Annotated in this window: 12 protein-coding genes and 1 tRNA gene; 8 read left to right on the forward strand and 5 right to left on the reverse strand. The window is 36.9% G+C overall.

Features of this window, described 5'->3' with window-relative positions:
* The first annotated feature begins 123 nt into the window (after window positions 1-123).
* Window positions 124-194: transfer RNA gene (locus tag HCN53_RS10475), tRNA-Gln, on the forward strand.
* Between the two features lie 74 nt (window positions 195-268).
* Here the strand turns inward: HCN53_RS10475 and HCN53_RS10480 are convergent.
* Window positions 269-1,090 carry a universal stress protein gene (locus HCN53_RS10480; RefSeq protein WP_060523324.1) on the reverse strand — a complete coding sequence of 274 codons (822 nt, stop codon included), beginning with the start codon at window positions 1,088-1,090 and terminating at the stop codon, window positions 269-271.
* 147 nt (window positions 1,091-1,237) lie between these two features.
* On the opposite strand from HCN53_RS10480, the gene rimP reads away from it, so the two are divergent.
* The 4 genes from rimP to HCN53_RS10500 all read left to right on the forward strand — a co-directional run bounded on the left by rimP (window position 1,238) and on the right by HCN53_RS10500 (window position 6,804).
* A complete protein-coding gene (gene rimP, locus HCN53_RS10485) occupies window positions 1,238-1,705 on the forward strand; it encodes a ribosome assembly cofactor RimP (RefSeq protein WP_042276295.1) in 468 nt (155 codons plus the stop codon).
* Between the two features lie 9 nt (window positions 1,706-1,714).
* Window positions 1,715-2,947: a transcription termination factor NusA gene (gene nusA, locus HCN53_RS10490; RefSeq protein ID WP_060523323.1), complete on the forward strand. Its 1,233-nt coding sequence runs from the start codon at window positions 1,715-1,717 to the stop codon at window positions 2,945-2,947.
* Between the two features lie 28 nt (window positions 2,948-2,975).
* Window positions 2,976-5,798: a translation initiation factor IF-2 gene (gene infB, locus HCN53_RS10495; protein ID WP_167342911.1), complete on the forward strand. Its 2,823-nt coding sequence runs from the start codon at window positions 2,976-2,978 to the stop codon at window positions 5,796-5,798.
* A 127-nt stretch (window positions 5,799-5,925) separates the two neighbouring features.
* On the forward strand, window positions 5,926-6,804 hold the full coding sequence (locus HCN53_RS10500) for a pirin family protein (RefSeq protein ID WP_167342912.1): 879 nt from the start codon (window positions 5,926-5,928) through the stop codon (window positions 6,802-6,804).
* Window positions 6,805-6,908: 104 nt separating this feature from the next.
* Here HCN53_RS10500 and metG read toward each other — a convergent pair whose 3' ends face one another.
* From metG to HCN53_RS10515, 3 genes are all read right to left on the reverse strand, one after another.
* Window positions 6,909-8,960: a methionine--tRNA ligase gene (gene metG, locus HCN53_RS10505; RefSeq protein WP_167342913.1), complete on the reverse strand. Its 2,052-nt coding sequence runs from the start codon at window positions 8,958-8,960 to the stop codon at window positions 6,909-6,911.
* 178 nt (window positions 8,961-9,138) lie between these two features.
* Window positions 9,139-10,743 (reverse strand): DUF1501 domain-containing protein, encoded by a 1,605-nt coding sequence (locus tag HCN53_RS10510; RefSeq protein ID WP_167342914.1) that lies wholly within the window; start codon window positions 10,741-10,743, stop codon window positions 9,139-9,141.
* A gap of 8 nt (window positions 10,744-10,751) precedes the next feature.
* On the reverse strand, window positions 10,752-12,206 hold the full coding sequence (locus HCN53_RS10515) for a DUF1800 family protein (protein ID WP_167342915.1): 1,455 nt from the start codon (window positions 12,204-12,206) through the stop codon (window positions 10,752-10,754).
* Window positions 12,207-12,304: 98 nt separating this feature from the next.
* On the opposite strand from HCN53_RS10515, the gene HCN53_RS10520 reads away from it, so the two are divergent.
* Together HCN53_RS10520 and HCN53_RS10525 are read left to right on the forward strand one after the other, a co-directional pair.
* Window positions 12,305-13,204 (forward strand): LD-carboxypeptidase, encoded by a 900-nt coding sequence (locus HCN53_RS10520; protein ID WP_167342916.1) that lies wholly within the window; start codon window positions 12,305-12,307, stop codon window positions 13,202-13,204.
* Window position 13,205: 1 nt separating this feature from the next.
* Window positions 13,206-13,574 (forward strand): YraN family protein, encoded by a 369-nt coding sequence (locus HCN53_RS10525; RefSeq protein WP_167342917.1) that lies wholly within the window; start codon window positions 13,206-13,208, stop codon window positions 13,572-13,574.
* A 61-nt stretch (window positions 13,575-13,635) separates the two neighbouring features.
* Here HCN53_RS10525 and HCN53_RS10530 read toward each other — a convergent pair whose 3' ends face one another.
* A complete protein-coding gene (locus HCN53_RS10530) occupies window positions 13,636-14,730 on the reverse strand; it encodes an endonuclease (protein ID WP_042276278.1) in 1,095 nt (364 codons plus the stop codon).
* Window positions 14,731-14,852: 122 nt separating this feature from the next.
* Here HCN53_RS10530 and HCN53_RS10535 point away from each other — a divergent pair, with 122 nt between their 5' ends.
* Window positions 14,853-17,693 carry a carboxypeptidase regulatory-like domain-containing protein gene (locus tag HCN53_RS10535; protein ID WP_167342918.1) on the forward strand — a complete coding sequence of 947 codons (2,841 nt, stop codon included), beginning with the start codon at window positions 14,853-14,855 and terminating at the stop codon, window positions 17,691-17,693.
* Window positions 17,694-17,719 lie beyond the last annotated feature (26 nt).

Below are 17,719 nucleotides of genomic sequence, written 5' to 3' on the forward strand. Positions count from 1 at the left end.
CGGCAAAACCTAGTAGTTCTTGCACGGCAAAAGGCTAGATTATGGGCGGGAACAATTTTTTTAATTTTTTTTCAATTTTTTTTGCACAGTTATAGGTTTGTGTTAAATTTGCATCCGCTTAGATGGCCTATGGTGTAATGGTAACACTGCGGTTTTTGGTACCGTCATTCTAGGTTCGAGTCCTAGTAGGCCAACAAGTAACGAGAAATCCCGAAGTTTTTGCTTCGGGATTTTTTTATTGTTATTGTTTTTAAATTTAGTTTTTAGACTACTTAATTCTAAAAGTGATAACTGGAAGACTGCTGTGGTTAACTACATCTTCACTTACACTACCATTAAAGAAGTGAGATAAACCACGACGTCCATGTGTTGCCATTCCTATAACATCGGCCTTGATATCCTTGGAGAAATTAAAAACACCTTCTTCTACCGATTGATCATTGTATATAGTATAATCTTTGGGTTCTACATTTACATTTTTTAAATATTCCTGCATTTTGGCGCTGGCGTCTCTAGTGGATAAAAAGTTTCCTGGTGTATTTACGTATAGTAAGTGTAAGTGGCAATTTGTTTGTCTGGCAAAATTATCAGCCTCTTTAAGAGCGCTTGTTGAATTAGGATCTAGATCCGTTGCAAAAACGAATTCGTTTACATCCAATCTTTCTTTACGGTCTTTTACGATAAGTACCGGAATTTCAGAATTGCGCACTACTTTTTCTGCATTAGAACCTATAAATAGATTTTTAACACCATCGGCACCATGTGAACCCATTACAATAATATCGGCATTATGTCTTTTTACGGTGTCCATAATTCCGCTAAATGCTGCGCCAGTAGCAACGTCACCATGAACGGTTACTCCGTCTAAGAAATCTGCTTTCATCAAGTTGTCAAATTTTTCTTTGGCTAATTTCATAAAGAATACAGCTTCGGGTAAATTAGAGCTGCCATTATTTGCTAGGTGTAAAGGAAGATCTAGTTGATGAAGAAGGTATACTTCGCCATCGTTTTCACGTGCCATGTCGGCCGCTATTCTCAATGCGTTTTCTGCTTGAATGGAGAAATCAGTAGGGACGATTATTTTTTTCATCTTGGTGGAATTTAGTGAGTATTAAAGATAGTGAATTTATCGATAATCATAAATAGCTGTGTTACTTGCAGTAATCATTAAATCGTGTTATATTTGCAGCGTATTTGAAAGGATTCGAGGGGACGATTGTCCCCTCTTTTTATAGCTATGTTGAAAGAAAAAGCACTTGAATTACTAAATGAAGCGTTTGAAGAGCGTCCTGATTTATATCTAATCGATTTTAAAATGGGAGCTAGTAATGACATGAAAGTAATCATCGATGGTGATAATGGCGTGACTCTTGCAGATTGCGTATTTGTTTCTAGAGCAGTAGAGCACAACCTGGATAGAGATGAAGTTGATTTCTCAATAGAGGTTACGAGTGCAGGAGCTACAACTCCTTTAGAACTGCCTAGACAATACAAGAAAAATATAGGACGCACACTAGAGATTACCGATCGAGAAAAACGTTCAGAAACTGGTGAGCTTATTTCGGTTCAAGAAAATGGTGTAACCATTAAGTGGAAAGCACGTGTTCCTAAAACGGTGGGAAAAGGAAAAATGACTGTTGAAAAAGAATGGTCTCCTTCATTTGAAGAGATCAAAAAAGCAAAAGTGGTAATAAAATTTAATTAATATCAAGATATGGAAAATCTCGCGTTGATCGAGTCTTTTTCTGAGTTTAAGGATGAAAAAATGATAGATCGCGTCACGTTGATGGCGATACTTGAAGATGTTCTTAGGACTGCATTGAAAAGAAAGTATGGAGAGGATGATAACTTTGATATTATCATTAATCCTGATAAAGGAGATTTAGAAATATGGCGTAATCGCGTCGTAGTGGCAGATGATGAGGTTGAGGATGATAATTCAGAGATTTCATTAACCGAGGCTCGTAAAATAGAGCCAGATTATGAAGTTGGAGAAGATGTTGCAGAAGAGGTTAAATTAGTACAATTAGGTCGCCGAGCTATATTGGCACTTAGACAAAATTTAATTTCAAAAATTCATGAGCACGATAACACAAACATCTTTAAACAATTTAAAGATCTTGAAGGTGAGTTGTACAGTGCCGAAGTTCACCACATCAGACATAGAGCGATTATATTGCTAGATGATGAAGGAAATGAAATTATTCTACCTAAAGATCGACAAATACCATCTGACTTTTTTAGAAAAGGGGAGAATGTTAGAGGAGTAATAGAGAGTGTTGAAATGAGAGGTACAAAACCTAACATCGTTCTTTCTCGTACATCTCCTAAATTCTTAGAAAAGCTGTTTGAGCAAGAAATCCCAGAAGTTTTTGATGGGGTTATTCAGGTTAAAGCAGTGGTTAGAGAACCAGGTGAAAAAGCAAAAGTAGCAGTCGATAGTTACGATGATAGAATTGATCCTGTAGGAGCCTGTGTTGGTGTTAAAGGTTCTCGTATTCACGGTATTGTACGTGAACTAGGAAATGAAAATATTGATGTAATTAACTTTACTAACAATACACAGTTGTATATTGCACGCGCATTGAGTCCAGCTAAGATTATTTCAATGAATCTAGATGAGGAAAATAAACGTGCTGAAGTAACTTTACATCCTGATGAAGTATCAAAAGCGATAGGTAGACGTGGACATAACATACGTCTTGCAGGAAAGCTTACAGGATACGAAATAGATGTTATTCGTGAAGGTGCTGAAGAAGATGTAGAGCTTACCGAATTCTCTGATGAAATCGAAATGTGGATTATCGAAGAATTCAAGAAAATAGGTTTGGATACTGCCAAAAGTGTTCTAGAGCAAGACGTTGCTGACTTAATAAAACGTACTGATCTTGAGGATGAAACTATTTATGAGGTAGTAAACATTCTTAAGTCTGAATTTGAAGATTAAATAGTAGTCACAACCCGTAACCATATTTATGGCTGAAATTAAAAATATGAGACTTAATAAAGTGCTTCGAGAATTTAATATTTCTCTTGATCGCGCTGTAGAATATCTTAACGCTCAAGGTATCGAGATTGAAGCTCGACCTACGACTAAGATTGATGCTACCGTGTATCAGGCACTTGCTGATGAGTTTCAGACAGACAAAAGCAAGAAGGTAGCTTCTAAAGAAGTAAGCGCCGAAAAACGCAAGGAACAAGAAGAATTGCGTTTACAGCGTGAGAAGGAGCAAGAGGAAAAGCAGCGCATTAAGGAAGAAAAAATCATTAAAGCCAAAGCTAAACTGGACGGACCTAAACAGGTAGGTAAAGTAGATTTAGATGCTAAACCTGAAGAAACTGTTGAGGAGCCAACTCCTGAGAAAAAGGAAGAACCTGTTGCTAAAGTTGAAAAACAAACCCAGGACAAAACTCCTGAAAAGGTAGAAGAGAAAACTCCTGAAAAGGAAACTCAAGGACCAGCAGTAGTTTCAAACAGAAAAGCTGTTAAAGGAGCAACTATTAAGGGTAAAATTGATCTTGAACCTAAGAAGAAAAAGGAAGCGCCTAAAAAAGCTGCTCCTAAAAAAGAGGAAGCTAAACAAGATCAAAAACCGATTCCAAAAAAGGAAACTCCTAAAAAGGAAGTAAAGACAGAGAAGCCTGCTCCTGAGAAAGCTGCGGCTCCTGAAAACTCTGAACCAGAGAAGATTCAAACGGAATATAAGAAATTAGATGGGTTAAAGGTTACGGGACAAAAAATAGACCTTTCTAAATTCCAAAAACCGAAAAAGAAGACAGATTCTTCAAGAGGTAAACGTAAACGTATCTCTAAACCTGATAACCGTCGTGGCGGTAAACCAGGAGGAAACAAACCAAGTAATAAACGAGGTAGAAAGAATGTTGTTAAGGAGGAACCTACTGATGAGGAAATCCAAAAACAAGTTCGCGAGACATTAGAAAAACTGCAAGGTAAATCTAACAAGTCCAAAGCTGCTCGTTACCGTCGTGATAAACGTGATCAACATAGAGAGCGCGTTGAACAAGAACAAGCTAGTGCAGAAGAAAAGATCCTTAAAGTAACAGAGTTTGTTACTGTTAACGATCTAGCTACTATGATGGATGTTCAGGTTAACCAGATTATTGGAGCTTGTATGTCCCTAGGTATGATGGTGACAATGAATCAAAGATTGGATGCAGAAACAATGACTATAGTAGCTGAGGAATTTGGCTATGAAGTAGAGTTTGTTACTGCCGATATTGAAGATTCAATTACAGAAGTTGCGGACAACGAAGAAGATCTAGAAACAAGAGCTCCTATTGTTACAGTAATGGGACACGTAGATCATGGTAAAACATCATTACTGGATTACATACGTGAGGAAAATGTAATCGCTGGCGAAAGTGGAGGAATAACACAGCACATCGGTGCTTATGGTGTGACTCTTGATAATGGTCAACGTATTGCTTTTCTTGATACACCAGGTCACGAGGCCTTTACAGCCATGCGTGCTCGTGGTGCACAAGTTACGGACATCGCAATAATTGTAATTGCAGCAGATGATGATGTAATGCCACAAACCAAAGAGGCAATTAGTCACGCCCAAGCCGCAGGAGTTCCTATCGTATTTGCTATAAATAAGGTAGATAAACCAACTGCAAATCCTGATAAGGTAAAAGAGTCGCTAGCAAATATGAATTTACTAGTCGAAGATTGGGGTGGAAAAATTCAATCACACGATATATCAGCCAAAACTGGTTTAGGTGTTCAAGAACTACTTGAAAAAGTAATCTTAGAAGCCGAGTTACTTGATCTAAAAGCAAATCCTAATAAGCCTGCTGTAGGTACAGTTGTAGAAGCTTACTTGGATAAAGGACGTGGATATGTTTCTACCATTCTTGTTGAAGCTGGTACTCTTAAAATCGGAGACTACGTTCTTGCAGGACGTACACACGGTAAAGTAAAAGCAATGCATGATGAGCGTGGTAAAGTTATTGAAATAGCTGGGCCATCAACTCCGGTTTCTATTCTAGGATTAGATGGAGCACCACAAGCAGGTGATAAGTTCCATGTGTTTGAAGATGAACGCGAGGCCAAAGATATTGCCGCTAAACGTACACAGTTACAACGTGAACAATCTGTACGTACTCAGAAAACGCTGTCACTTGATGAAATCGGTAGACGTATTGCTTTAGGAGACTTTAAAGAACTTAACTTAATCCTGAAAGGAGATGTTGATGGATCTGTAGAGGCACTTACCGACTCGTTCCAGAAACTTTCAACTGAAGAAATACAAGTTAATATCATCCATAAAGGTGTAGGTGCAATTACAGAAAGTGATGTGCTTCTTGCAACAGCTTCAGATGCGATTATCATCGGGTTTAACGTAAGACCTCAAGGTAATGCTCGTACAGTAGCAGAGAAGGAAGAGGTGGATATCCGTACTTATAGCATAATCTATGATGCGATTAACGATCTTAAGGATGCTATGGAAGGAATGCTTTCTCCTGAGCTTAAGGAGGAAATTACCGGAGATGCAGAGGTTCGTCAGACATTCAAGATATCTAAAGTAGGTACCATTGCAGGTTGTATGGTTCTTAATGGTAAAATATATCGTAATGGTGGCGTGCGCCTAATTCGAGATGGTGTTGTTAAGTATACTGGTGAACTTGCAGCTCTTAAACGTTTCAAAGATGACGTTAAGGAAGTAGCAAAAGGTTACGAATGTGGTATGCAAATCAAGAATTACAATGATCTACAAGAAGGAGATATTATTGAATGTTTCCGTGAGGTAGAAGTAAAGAAAACTTTGAAATAATAAGTGATTCTTATAGAATATAGAAACCGTTACTTGTTCAAGTAACGGTTTTTTTATGTAAAAAGATTTGAATATTGTCTCGCTTTCGCGAAAGCGATATTCCTACTATATTTATGAAAAATAACCCATGTCAAATACTGATTTAATTATTGAGGAGCGCAGTCGCGATATAGGAGACTTTCTAGTAGGTAGGTTGATTCCTTTTAGGAAAAAGCGCATGGTAGGCCCATTTATATTTATCGATCACATGGGACCAGCGAAACTAGGTCCAGATAAGTATATGGATGTAGATCAACATCCTCACATAGGGTTATCCACTCTTACCTATTTAATGGAAGGTTCGATAATGCATGAAGACTCTCTAGGAACCAGACAGCTCATTGAACCAGGTTCTGTTAATTGGATGGTATCAGGAAGTGGTTGCTCTCACACAGAACGTACACCAGATCAATTAAGGCAAGATAAAGTTGAGTTTACCATGCATGGTTATCAAATATGGATAGCCTTGCCCAAGGAGCTTGAAAATGCGCTACCAGAATTTCATCACATCGATGCCAATGAGTTACCTAATTGGGAAGATGGCACTGCAAAATTCACACTTGTAGCAGGAACTGGTTATGGTAAAACATCACCTGTTCCCGTACACACTCCTTTATTCATGATTGACATTAAAACCACAGCCGATTATGATTTGTGTATTGCTGACAAATTAAAAGGAGAAGTAGGTGTTACCATAGTTGAAGGTGGTGTGATCGCTTGTGATAAAGCCGTAAGTGCAGGAAATATGCTGGTAAGTAAAACAGAAAACGTGTGCAACCTTACTATCAAAGCCAACAGCCATATTTTACTTTTTGGTGGTGAACAATTACCAGAACAACGTTTTATACACTGGAATTTTGTGAGTAGTTCAAAGGATAAGATTGAAGAAGCAAAGCAAGCGTGGCGTAACAAAACATTTCCTATGATGGATAATGATGATAGTTATGTGCCATTGCCTAGATCATAGAAAATTTTTGATTCCAGCGAACTAAAATAAAAACTTAGGTTCATTAAATAAAAAAGCAGCTATACAGCTACTTTTTTATTTATAAGAAGGATTACTTAGTATGTTTATGCTATGGTAGCCCCATTTACAACAGCGTCATCTGGATTAACAAAAACCAGTTTACCATCAGGATCTTCGGCTAGTAAAATCATCCCTTGAGATTCCACACCACGTAATTTTCTAGGCGCAAGATTGGCAAGCACGGTAACTTTACGTCCTATTAATTCTTCTGCTGTAAAGTGTTGTGCTATTCCAGAAACTATGGTACGTTTATCGATACCAGTATCTACGGTCATTACCATTAGTTTGTCCGTTTTAGGCATCTTTTCGGCAGTTAGAATTTCTCCTACTCGCAGATCCATTTTCATGAAGTCATCGTAATTTGTTTCTTCTTTTTGTGGCATAAGTTTAGGATTTGATTGTGCGTTTTCTTTTTTAGTTGCTTCAAGCTTATCTAACTGTTGTTGAACTTGTTCATCCTCAATACGTGAGAATAACAATTGAGTTTTATTAATTTGATGATTAGAAGGAAGTAAAACGTCCTTAGTCGCAATGTCGTTCCATGATAAATCCTCTGCTTTTAAATTAAGCATGTTATCTAATTTAACTGCCGTGTGAGGTAAAAAGGGTTTACTTAATACTGATAAAGCTGTGGCAATTTGTAACCCAACAAACATGATTGTTTGTACTCGATCAGGATCTGTTTTTATAAGTTTCCATGGTTCTTCATCAGCGAGGTATTTATTTCCTAATCTGGCTAGATTAAGTAATTCTGTTGCGCTTTCGCGAAAGCGGAATTTTTCAATACTCTCCTCAATAATAGAAGGGAACTTCTTTAATTCTTCCAGGGTTTGTAGGTCGTAACTACTATAATCATTGGGTTGCGGTACTATTCCATCGTAGTACTTATGCGTGAGCACGAGTGCGCGATTAATAAAGTTACCGAGTACAGCTACTAGTTCGTTATTATTACGTGCTTGAAAATCTTTCCAAGTAAAATTATTGTCTTTAGTTTCTGGGGCATTTGCGGTAAGCACATATCTTAATACATCTTGTTGCCCTGGGAAATCCTCTAGATATTCATGTAGCCATACAGCCCAGTTGCGCGAGGTTGAAATTTTATCGTCTTCTAGATTCAAAAATTCATTTGCAGGGACATTTTCTGGTAGGATGAATTCGCCGTGTGCCTTCAACATGGCAGGGAATATGATACAGTGAAATACGATATTATCCTTACCGATAAAGTGATACAGTTTGGTGTTTTTGTCCTTCCAGTAATTCTCCCAATTTTTACCGGTACGATCTGCCCATTCTTTTGTAGCACTTATATAGCCTATAGGAGCGTCAAACCAAACGTAAAGTACTTTACCATCACCACCTTCTACAGGTACAGGAATACCCCAGTCTAGGTCACGTGTTACAGCGCGTGGTTTAAGACCGTCATTTATCCAGCTTTTTACCTGTCCTAGAACATTGGTTTTCCAGTCTGCAGCGTGGTCTTTAACAATCCATTGTTCTAAAAAATCACTGTATTGATCAAGTGGCAAAAACCAGTGTTTTGTTTCTTTAAGTTGTGGTTTATTCCCAGTAATTGCACTACGTGGATCGATTAAGTCTGTTGCATTGTGACTTGTCCCGCATTTTTCACATTGATCACCATACGATTCTGGATTACCACATTTTGGGCAAGTACCAACAACAAATCGATCTGCCAGAAATTCATCAGCCTCTTCATCATATAGTTGTTCAGTAACCTGTTCAATGAATTTACCTTCTTTATACAATTTCTTAAAAAAGTCGCTTGCTGTTTTATGATGGATAGGTGCGCTGGTTCTACTGTAATTGTCGAATGAAATACCAAAAACATTAAAACTATCACGTATAATCTTGTGATATCGATCTACTATTTCTTGTGGTGTAACGCCTTCCTTTTTAGCACGTATTGTAATAGGTACTCCATGTTCATCACTACCGCAAATAAAGGCTACATCTTCACCTTTTAAACGTTTAAAACGGGCATAGATATCTGCTGGCACATACACTCCAGCTAGGTGTCCTATGTGAACAGGTCCGTTGGTGTAAGGTAATGCTGCCGTTATTGTTACTCTATTACTCATGCATGTAAAATTAAGAGTACAAAGTTACAGGTTACTACTAGTGTTTTAAAGCATTTATAAAATATTTTCTGGGCCTGTAATAGTTGTAATTTTTAGTTCGCTTTCGCGAAAGCGATCACTGCACAAGCAATTTTAAGCACTTTCTTGAGCTCAGGATAACTTAATTCAAATAACCCGTTTATTTCATAAGAAATTGACTAGATAATTGATCCTGACCGGCTTGAATTTTATAAATATAAATACCTTCTTGAAGCCTTGTGTTTAGGGTGTTTTTAATGTTAAATTCGTGTGTACCAGGCATTAAATATCCCGAAGAAATTTGACCTATCTCCTTACCTAGCATATCGTAGATACGAATGTCACATTTACGACCTGATTGTAAGGTAAGGTGTAAAATATTTTCAGTGCCAGAGTAGTAGACTAAATGTTTGATGTCTTGGATTGAACTATCATCAAAACTTAAAGTTGTACAATTAAAACCAAGATTTAAGGTATTATAATTCCCATTGAGCATGGCTTGATCGATGGTTGATTGAGGTATACATAACCAATCTTGCAGTACGGTTTTATAAACATCTCTAAAATCTATATTATGGATCATATTACCTGCAGCGTCTAATTGAGTAAGGCTAGGGTGGTTTCCTACAAACCCATTACCGTTTAATCCTGGTCCAAAAAGCATCATGGGTGCAGCAGCTCCATGATCCGTACCATTAGAGCCATTTTCTTCTACTCTACGACCAAATTCTGAAATAGTCATCGCGAGTACTTCGTCCTGATTTCCATAAGCTGCTAGATCGGTGTAAAAAGCATCTATGGCATCACTTAATTTTTGCATACGATCTGCATGTGTTGCCGCTTGACTAGCATGCGTGTCGTATCCATCGAGAGTTACCATGTAAACCTTAGTACCTAAATTTCCTTTTATTAATCGAGCAACAATGGCTAGTTGATCGGCTATAGTGTTGTTGTTATACGATGCTTGTGTAGTACTTGCTTGGTAAGCACTGTGAATGACACCAGCATATTGAAAAGTGGTGTTTGTAGTCGTTCTTAAAAAACTCAGTTGATCTCCATAAGTACATGGTGGGACATTGAGTACATCATGCTGCCATCCATTTTGTGCGAGATTATACAATTGTTGAGGATCGGCAACTGAAAAGGCGTAGTTGGTTTGTTGTCCGTCAAATATCAAATTACCTAAACTACCTATTTGAATAGCAGGTGGCACTGCCGGCGGATTGAGTATAAAGTTAGGATACTCATTTTCAAATAATCTCCCTAGCCAGCCGGTTTCTTCATTGGTAGTTTCCACAGCGCTTGCCCAAATATCTGAAGATCTAAAATGAGATAAGTCTTGATTGTTATACCCGACACCTTGAACAACTTTCATTTCTCCATTTCCCCATCTAGATTGCAGGCTGCTCATGAATGATGGTAACCCGAGATTGGAATTAAGATTGTACAGCGTATTTTGAGGTAATGAAATACTAGGTCTACGACTAGCATAGGTTCCATAGTCGTATATAGGGACGATAGTGTTTAGGCCATCGTTTCCACCTTTAAGTCTAATAAGTACTAAAATTCTATCATTGGTACTTGTAGTAAGTGCTGCTGTTATGGGTGAGGCCATGGCACTACTTATCTGGCTGCCGCCTAAGGTAAATGCTCCTGCACCTGCTAGTCCTAAAGCTTGTATAAAAGTTCTACGATTCCATGCTTCATGTTCGTCATGATGAGCTTGTGATTTAGGATCTTGATAGTTGTTATTATTTTGACACATGACGCTTCTTATTTAAGTTGGAATTCTGGCATTCTAAATATGTGTTGAATGAGCAAAAGAGTTTGCCATGGAGCGCTACCCCATTGTAAATTCCATTGTCCCGATGTGAAGTAGTTCTCTGGAACATCTCCTTTAAACACTTGTGTTGCAAGGGTGTAATCTGTATTTGTATGCAATGATTGAGGAACAAACCTATCCACAATATCACGTGCGATAATTGCAGGATCGGTATTTGAGGTAGCGATATCTAGGGCTAGATTGCGATAATGTTCTGGATCGTCATTCCATACTTGCCACATAATATACTCTAATCCTTGCCAGCGACCTGTTAAGCTAGTGCTATTGATCCATTCTTGATCTCCTTGCCATCCAGCAACATCGACAGGATTAAAAAGCTCTTGGCTTAATGCAGCACTCACGTAATGTACGATTGATAATTGTTGATCTGTTATCGTAAAATTCGCTTCTTTGATAAAGGTTAAAAAACAATCTATAGGAGATTTAATAACGACACTTATAGCATCTTGAGCAAAAAAATGTTCACTTTTAAATAATTGTCTGAGAACGGGAAGTAGTTCCCAGTTATTTGATCTAAAGGTAAGTGCGAGAGTATCAATAATAGATTGTGCAGGTAGTTCTGGGCTTACGAAATAGCGATATAATTTTTTAATGATGAAATCTGAAATTTCATTTGCCCTTACAGCAAATAAATGATCAATTAGAGTGTCGTGATTAAAATTACTCGATACTCCAAAGATTGTTTTGGACTGATTATCAAATCCTGCTGGTAAAAAGTTAATGGGAGCACCTAGCTCTGTGTAACTATTATATCCAGTGAGCGCTCTTGCAGCTTCAACAATATCTTGCTGGGTGTAGTTATTGTTTTCTCCTAAAGTAAACAGTTCAAAAAGTTCTCTGGCATAATTCTCATTAGGATTACCTTGATAATTTAGAGCTCCATTGAGGAATACAAGCATGGATTCATTTTTTCCTATGGCTTTAGTAAGTGATTTAAAATTCCCTAAACAATGAGTTTGTAGCAAATTGTAATATTGAAATAACCAACTGGGCGCATTATAATCCTCTACACGGGTAACAAAATGATTATGCCAGAACATGGTCATTCTTGCCTTCAATCCAAGATTTAGATTGTCATTCATAGTTTGAGTCCACCATTGCTGTATTTGGGTTACTCTTTCATTATTATAATCCGTATAATCACTTTGACGCCAATAACCCCAATTAGGAGCTGGAGTGTTATTGTAGGCCAACGCATCGGTTATAAGACCTTCAATAAATACGTCTGGTGAAACAGACAATGCATTGTTTTCTTGAATATGATCTATTCCATAACCTAACCTCCGTACAGCGTGCCTTACCCTATTTATATTCCATGGTTTTGAACCGCTAGGTACATAAGTATTAAGAGTATCTGTATTACAAGAAGTAAGTGTAGCCGTCATGTCAACGTGGTTTAAAAGGGTAAGTTAAAAATTTATAACTTAGTTTTATGACTTTTATTACTCATAAAAGTTTAAAAATCGATTAAAAACAAATTGTATTGAGTTATAAACCAGTTAATTACTTAGAGAAAGGAGATCTTGTTTATATACTATGCACAGCAAGAAGTGCGCAAAAAGATTCTTTGCAACCTGCTATCAAAGCACTGGAACAGCAAGGATTGTCTGTTATATGTGGCGATACCATTGGAAAAATAGAGCATCAACAAGGAGGATCCATCCAACAACGAGTAGATGATTTCAATAATGCATTAAGCAATCCAGATGTAAAAGCAATTTGGATTGCACGCGGTGGCTATGGTACTATTCAAATTCTTGATTTGATAGATTTTAATGTCCTTTTAAAGTATCCTAAATGGATAATCGGTTATTCGGATATCACATTGATTCATTCAAAAATTATTAATCTAGGACTGGAAAGTATTCATGGTTTAATGCCTATGGAGTGGACCAATAAATCACTAGCTAATCAGTATAGTTTCATAGAGGTTCTTTTTAACCCAGTTGTTAAGATGATGGTGCCAAATGATAGAGGTATCAAACCACAGGAAATTCAGGGAACTCTCATAGGTGGCAATTTGTCTATCTTATACAGTTTACTAGGAAGTGATGATTTCCCAAAAACACATAATTCAATCTTGTTTATAGAAGAAATAGATGAGTATTTGTATCATTTTGAGCGTATGTTGTATTCATTGCACAGAGCTGGTTTGTTATCACAATTAAAGGCGATAGTAGTTGGTGGATTAACAAGTATGAATGATCACGACATTCCCTTTGGTAAAACAGCTATACAAATTATTGAAGAACGTACTGCACAATATTCATATCCTGTCATTTACAACATTCCAGCTGGACATGTCGAGAATAATCAAAGCTTGATAATGGGAAGAATTATGAATATCTCGATTGAAGAATCTCGTATTACATTAACTCAATAGGATGGCGCAACACAATGAATTAGGTAAACAAGGAGAGAAGATGGCGGTAGCTCATCTTGAAAAATTGGGTTATGAAATTCTGGCTACCAACTTTGTCTATCAAAAAAATGAGATTGACATTATAGCTCGATTAAACGATGTTATAGCCATTGTAGAGGTTAAAACCAGAAGTACACCAGACTTTGGTGATCCTAAGGATTTTTTAAAACCTGGTCAAATTAAAAGGATAGTAGCAGCAGCTCATCATTTTGTAGAAGAAATCCTAGAACCACAAGAAGATGTAGAAGTGCGTTTTGATATTATGAGTATAATAAAAAACAAAGCAGGAACTCGCATGGAATTCATAACAGATGCTTTCTATCACTTTTAATGAAAACAAAAAAATCCGTAAGTAGAACCTACGGATTTTTAAAATATTAGATTAGTAAAAACTATCCTTTTTGACTTGCTGTTTTAGCTTCAATTTCTTTTACTAAATAAATGTAAACAGGAAAGTGGTCACTGTAACCACCGGTAAAATCACCATCAGAAAAACTTCTCTTAGGGTAACCTTTATAACGTCCAGTCTTATTGGTCATAAAACTAGGATTAAAAATATTAGCTTGATAATACATGTATCCATCTTGTTTTGCCTCACTTAATAAAGGATATGTAAACATTATTTGGTCAAAAACGTTACCTGCGTCTCTATAAGCTAATGTATTATAACCATCTTTTAACATTTGAATATACGGGTTGTAAATCATTTGTGGTTTAACATCTTCACGATCCTTTTGAGCGTTTAATGTAACCTTTACACTTTCATTTGTAGGGTCATCATTTAAGTCACCCATGGTAATGATTTTTGCCATTGAATTAATACTATGAATTGAATCCATGATTTTTTTATTCAATGCAGCAGCAGCAACACGGTTGGGTCTACTTTTTTGTTCACCACCACGACGTGATGGCCAGTGGTTTACAATAAATGTAATCTCATCTCCATCCAGTTTTCCAGTCACAACAGTTTGGTCACGAGTGTATATTCTTCTTCCGCTTGATTTATCAAAAATCAAAAGCTCTTTTGATTCTGCATTGGTTACTGTAAAATCAGCTTTTTTATACAACATTGCAGTGTCAATCCCACGACGATCTGGTGAATCAAAATGTACAATGCCATAGTCAAATTCCTTGAGTAAAGGATGGTTGACAAGATCTTCAAGAACTCGACGATTTTCAATTTCACAAACTCCTAGGATGGTTGGAGCTGTTTGAGCTTTATCGGCACCTATTTTTCTAATAACTCGCGCCATACTAGTAAGTTTTTTCTTATAAACTTCTGCGCGTCTACCTTCAGCCATTTCCATTATTGGACTAGCCTCATCATTAATAGTAGTGTCGTCTTCGGCGTCAAATAGGTTTTCTAAATTGTAAAAAGCAACAGTTTTAACTTTGTACTGTTTTGCTTGTGTAGTCTGGGCTTGTAGTGAGTTCGCTTTCGCGAAAGCGAAAATACATAAAGCACCTAGAAATAATTTTTTGAACATTTTTTCTTTCAAATATTATGTTATTGTAAAATATCTAGTCAAAATCGGTGCCAAAGGTACATAACTGATAATAAAGACGTAGTTTTGCGCCGATTTAATAACGAAATGTTAATATTAACCTTATGATTACTAGCTTAAGAAAAGCACTTTTCGGGTTTTTAATTTTGTTTACTTCTTTAATCCAAGCGCAAGAACTAATTAAAGGACGCGTGATTGATGAAGTTACAGAAGAGCCCATTCCTAGTGCTATTATTACCGTTAAAGGTCTGGACTTCAAGGCCACTTCTAATGCAGATGGATACTTTGTTATAGAAGGAGCAATCCCAGTAGGAGACCAAACGGTTCAAGTAGTTCGCACAGGATACTACGCCCTTTCACTACCTGTAGTGATTTCTTTACAAAATCCTGTTGATTTAGATCCTTTGTACATGACACCAGATAATTCACTAGAGGTGCAGTCACAAGGGATTATTTCTTTAACTGAGAATGATCTTGCCGATGATGAAAATGCGGCAAACAACGTATCTGGTCTATTGATGAGTGCTAGAGATCAATTCTTGAGAGCTGCAGCATTTGATTTTAGTGCAACTTTCTTCAGACCGCGTGGTTTAAATAGTGAGGACGGTAAAGTTCTTATTAATGGTATTGAAATGAATAAGCAATTCTCTGGTCGTCCACAATGGAGTAACTGGGGTGGACTTAATGATATCATGAGAAACCAGGTGTTTACTATGGGGCTAAGTGCTGCTGATGAGACCTTTGGTGGTTATGGTGGTGTTCAAAGTATAAATATGAGAGCGTCGCAACAGCGTCCAGGATCTCAAGTATCTTATGCATCAAGTAATCGTAGTTACCAACATCGTTTAATGGCTAGTTATAGATCTGGCTTAATGAATAATGGTTGGGCTTATGCAATTAATGCTTCAAGACGTGCTGGTGAAGAAGGTTTTACTGATGGAACACCTTACGATGCAAATTCTTTAGGTATTTCTGTTGAAAAGAAGTTTAATGATAAACACAGCTTAAACTTCACAGGTATGTATACTCCAAATAGAAGAGGTAGACGTACTGCTATTACTCAAGAAATTCGTGATTTAAAAGGAATTACTTACAATCCATTTTGGGGTGAATTAAACAATGATGAGCGCAACTCTAGAATTCGTGAGATAGAAGAGCCAATACTAATGCTTAACCACTATTGGGATGTAAACCCTAAACTTAGAGTTAATACCAATGTGGCATATCAATTTGGTAAAATAGGTAACACTAGAATTGATAATGGAGGAACTACGCAAGAAACAATTGGTGGTCAAAATGTATATGTAGGTGGTGCAAGAAATCCTAATCCGGATTATTATCAAAACTTACCTTCTTACTTTTTAAGAAATGGGTCTGATCCGATTGATTTTCAATATGCTTATCTAGCAGAACAAGCCTTTATCAATGACGGTCAGTTAGACTGGAACAGTCTTTATGAAGCTAATAGAGTTCTTGCTGATCAAGGCAGAAACGCACTTTATGTTTTACAAGAAGATAGAATTGACGACAAATTATTCTCTGCAAACACTATAATTACTGCCGATATCACAGATAATATCCTATTTAACGGAGGAATTCGTTACCGAACTTTAAATAGTGACAACTATGCTAGAATTGACGATTTATTAGGAGGAACTGGTTATCTAGATGTAGACTTTTTTGCGGAAGAGTCGGTAGATGTAAACCTTGATGTTCTTGCTCAGTCAGATGTAAGAAACCCGAATAGAATCGTTGGGCTAGGTGATCGTTATAAGTACAGTTATGAAATTGATAGTGATGTGATATCATCATTTGCACAAGCACAATTTAAAACGGCAAAGGTTGATTTCTTCCTTTCTGGATCTGTGTCACAAACCTCTTACCAACGTAATGGTAAATTTGAAAACGGAAACTTCCAAGGTGATCGTTCATTTGGTAAAAGTGATAAAGTTGACTTTACCGATTTTGGTGTAAAAGGTGGTGCTACTTATAAGATCAATGGACAAAACTTCTTAGATTTTCACGCAGCTTATATGACGCAAGCTCCTTACATAAGAACAGTTTTTTCAAATGCAAGACAAAACAACGACATTGTTGATGGTATAGAATCGCAGCGTTCTTACAGCGCAGATTTGAGCTATGTATTAAGTACTCCAAATGTAAAAGCACGTTTAACTGCCTACTATACCAAGTTTATGGATGGTAGCGATGTAGGTTTTTACTTTACAGAGGATCTTACTGGTTTACCGCTAGATGATGGTAGTGCTTTTGTTCAAGAAGTAATGACTAATATAGACCGTAGAAATATGGGTCTTGAAATGGGTCTTGAAGTTCAAGCAACTCCAACGATTAAATTAAAAGCTGCTGCAGCACTAGGACAAAATGTATTTACTAATAATCCAGACTTATATTTAACTAGTGATGATTTTGACGGTCAACTTAGATTTGGTGATGGTACTGCAAAGCTAGACGGATATCATGTAGCTGGTGGACCAGAAACTGCTTTACAAATAGGTTTTGAATATCGTGATCCTGATTACTGGAACATTGGTCTAACTACGAATTACTTTGCAAATGGTTATATCGATGTTAACGCATTACGCAGAAGTGATAATTTTATCTTAGATTATGACGGTCAGGTTTTTAATGATTATGATCAAGATCTGGCTAATGAATTACTTGCTCAGGAACAATTTGAAGATTATGTGCTTGTAAATGTAATTGGTGGTAAATCATGGAAGATTGGAGACAAGTTTGTTGGATTCTTTGCTACTATTAATAATGTATTTGATAGAGAATACAAAACAGGTGGTTTTGAACAAGCACGTAACTCTAACTTTAGATCGGTAAGGGATGACCAAAACAATCCTCAAGAAGTTTTTGCTCCTAGATATTTCTTTGGAAATGGAACAACTTATTACTTAAACGTATATTTAAGATTCTAATAAAGCAATGATGAAATTTTTAAATA

Origin of the sequence: Nonlabens sp. SY33080 (genome assembly GCF_011784885.1) — a bacterium.
GTDB classification, from domain to species: Bacteria; Bacteroidota; Bacteroidia; order Flavobacteriales; family Flavobacteriaceae; genus Nonlabens; species Nonlabens tegetincola.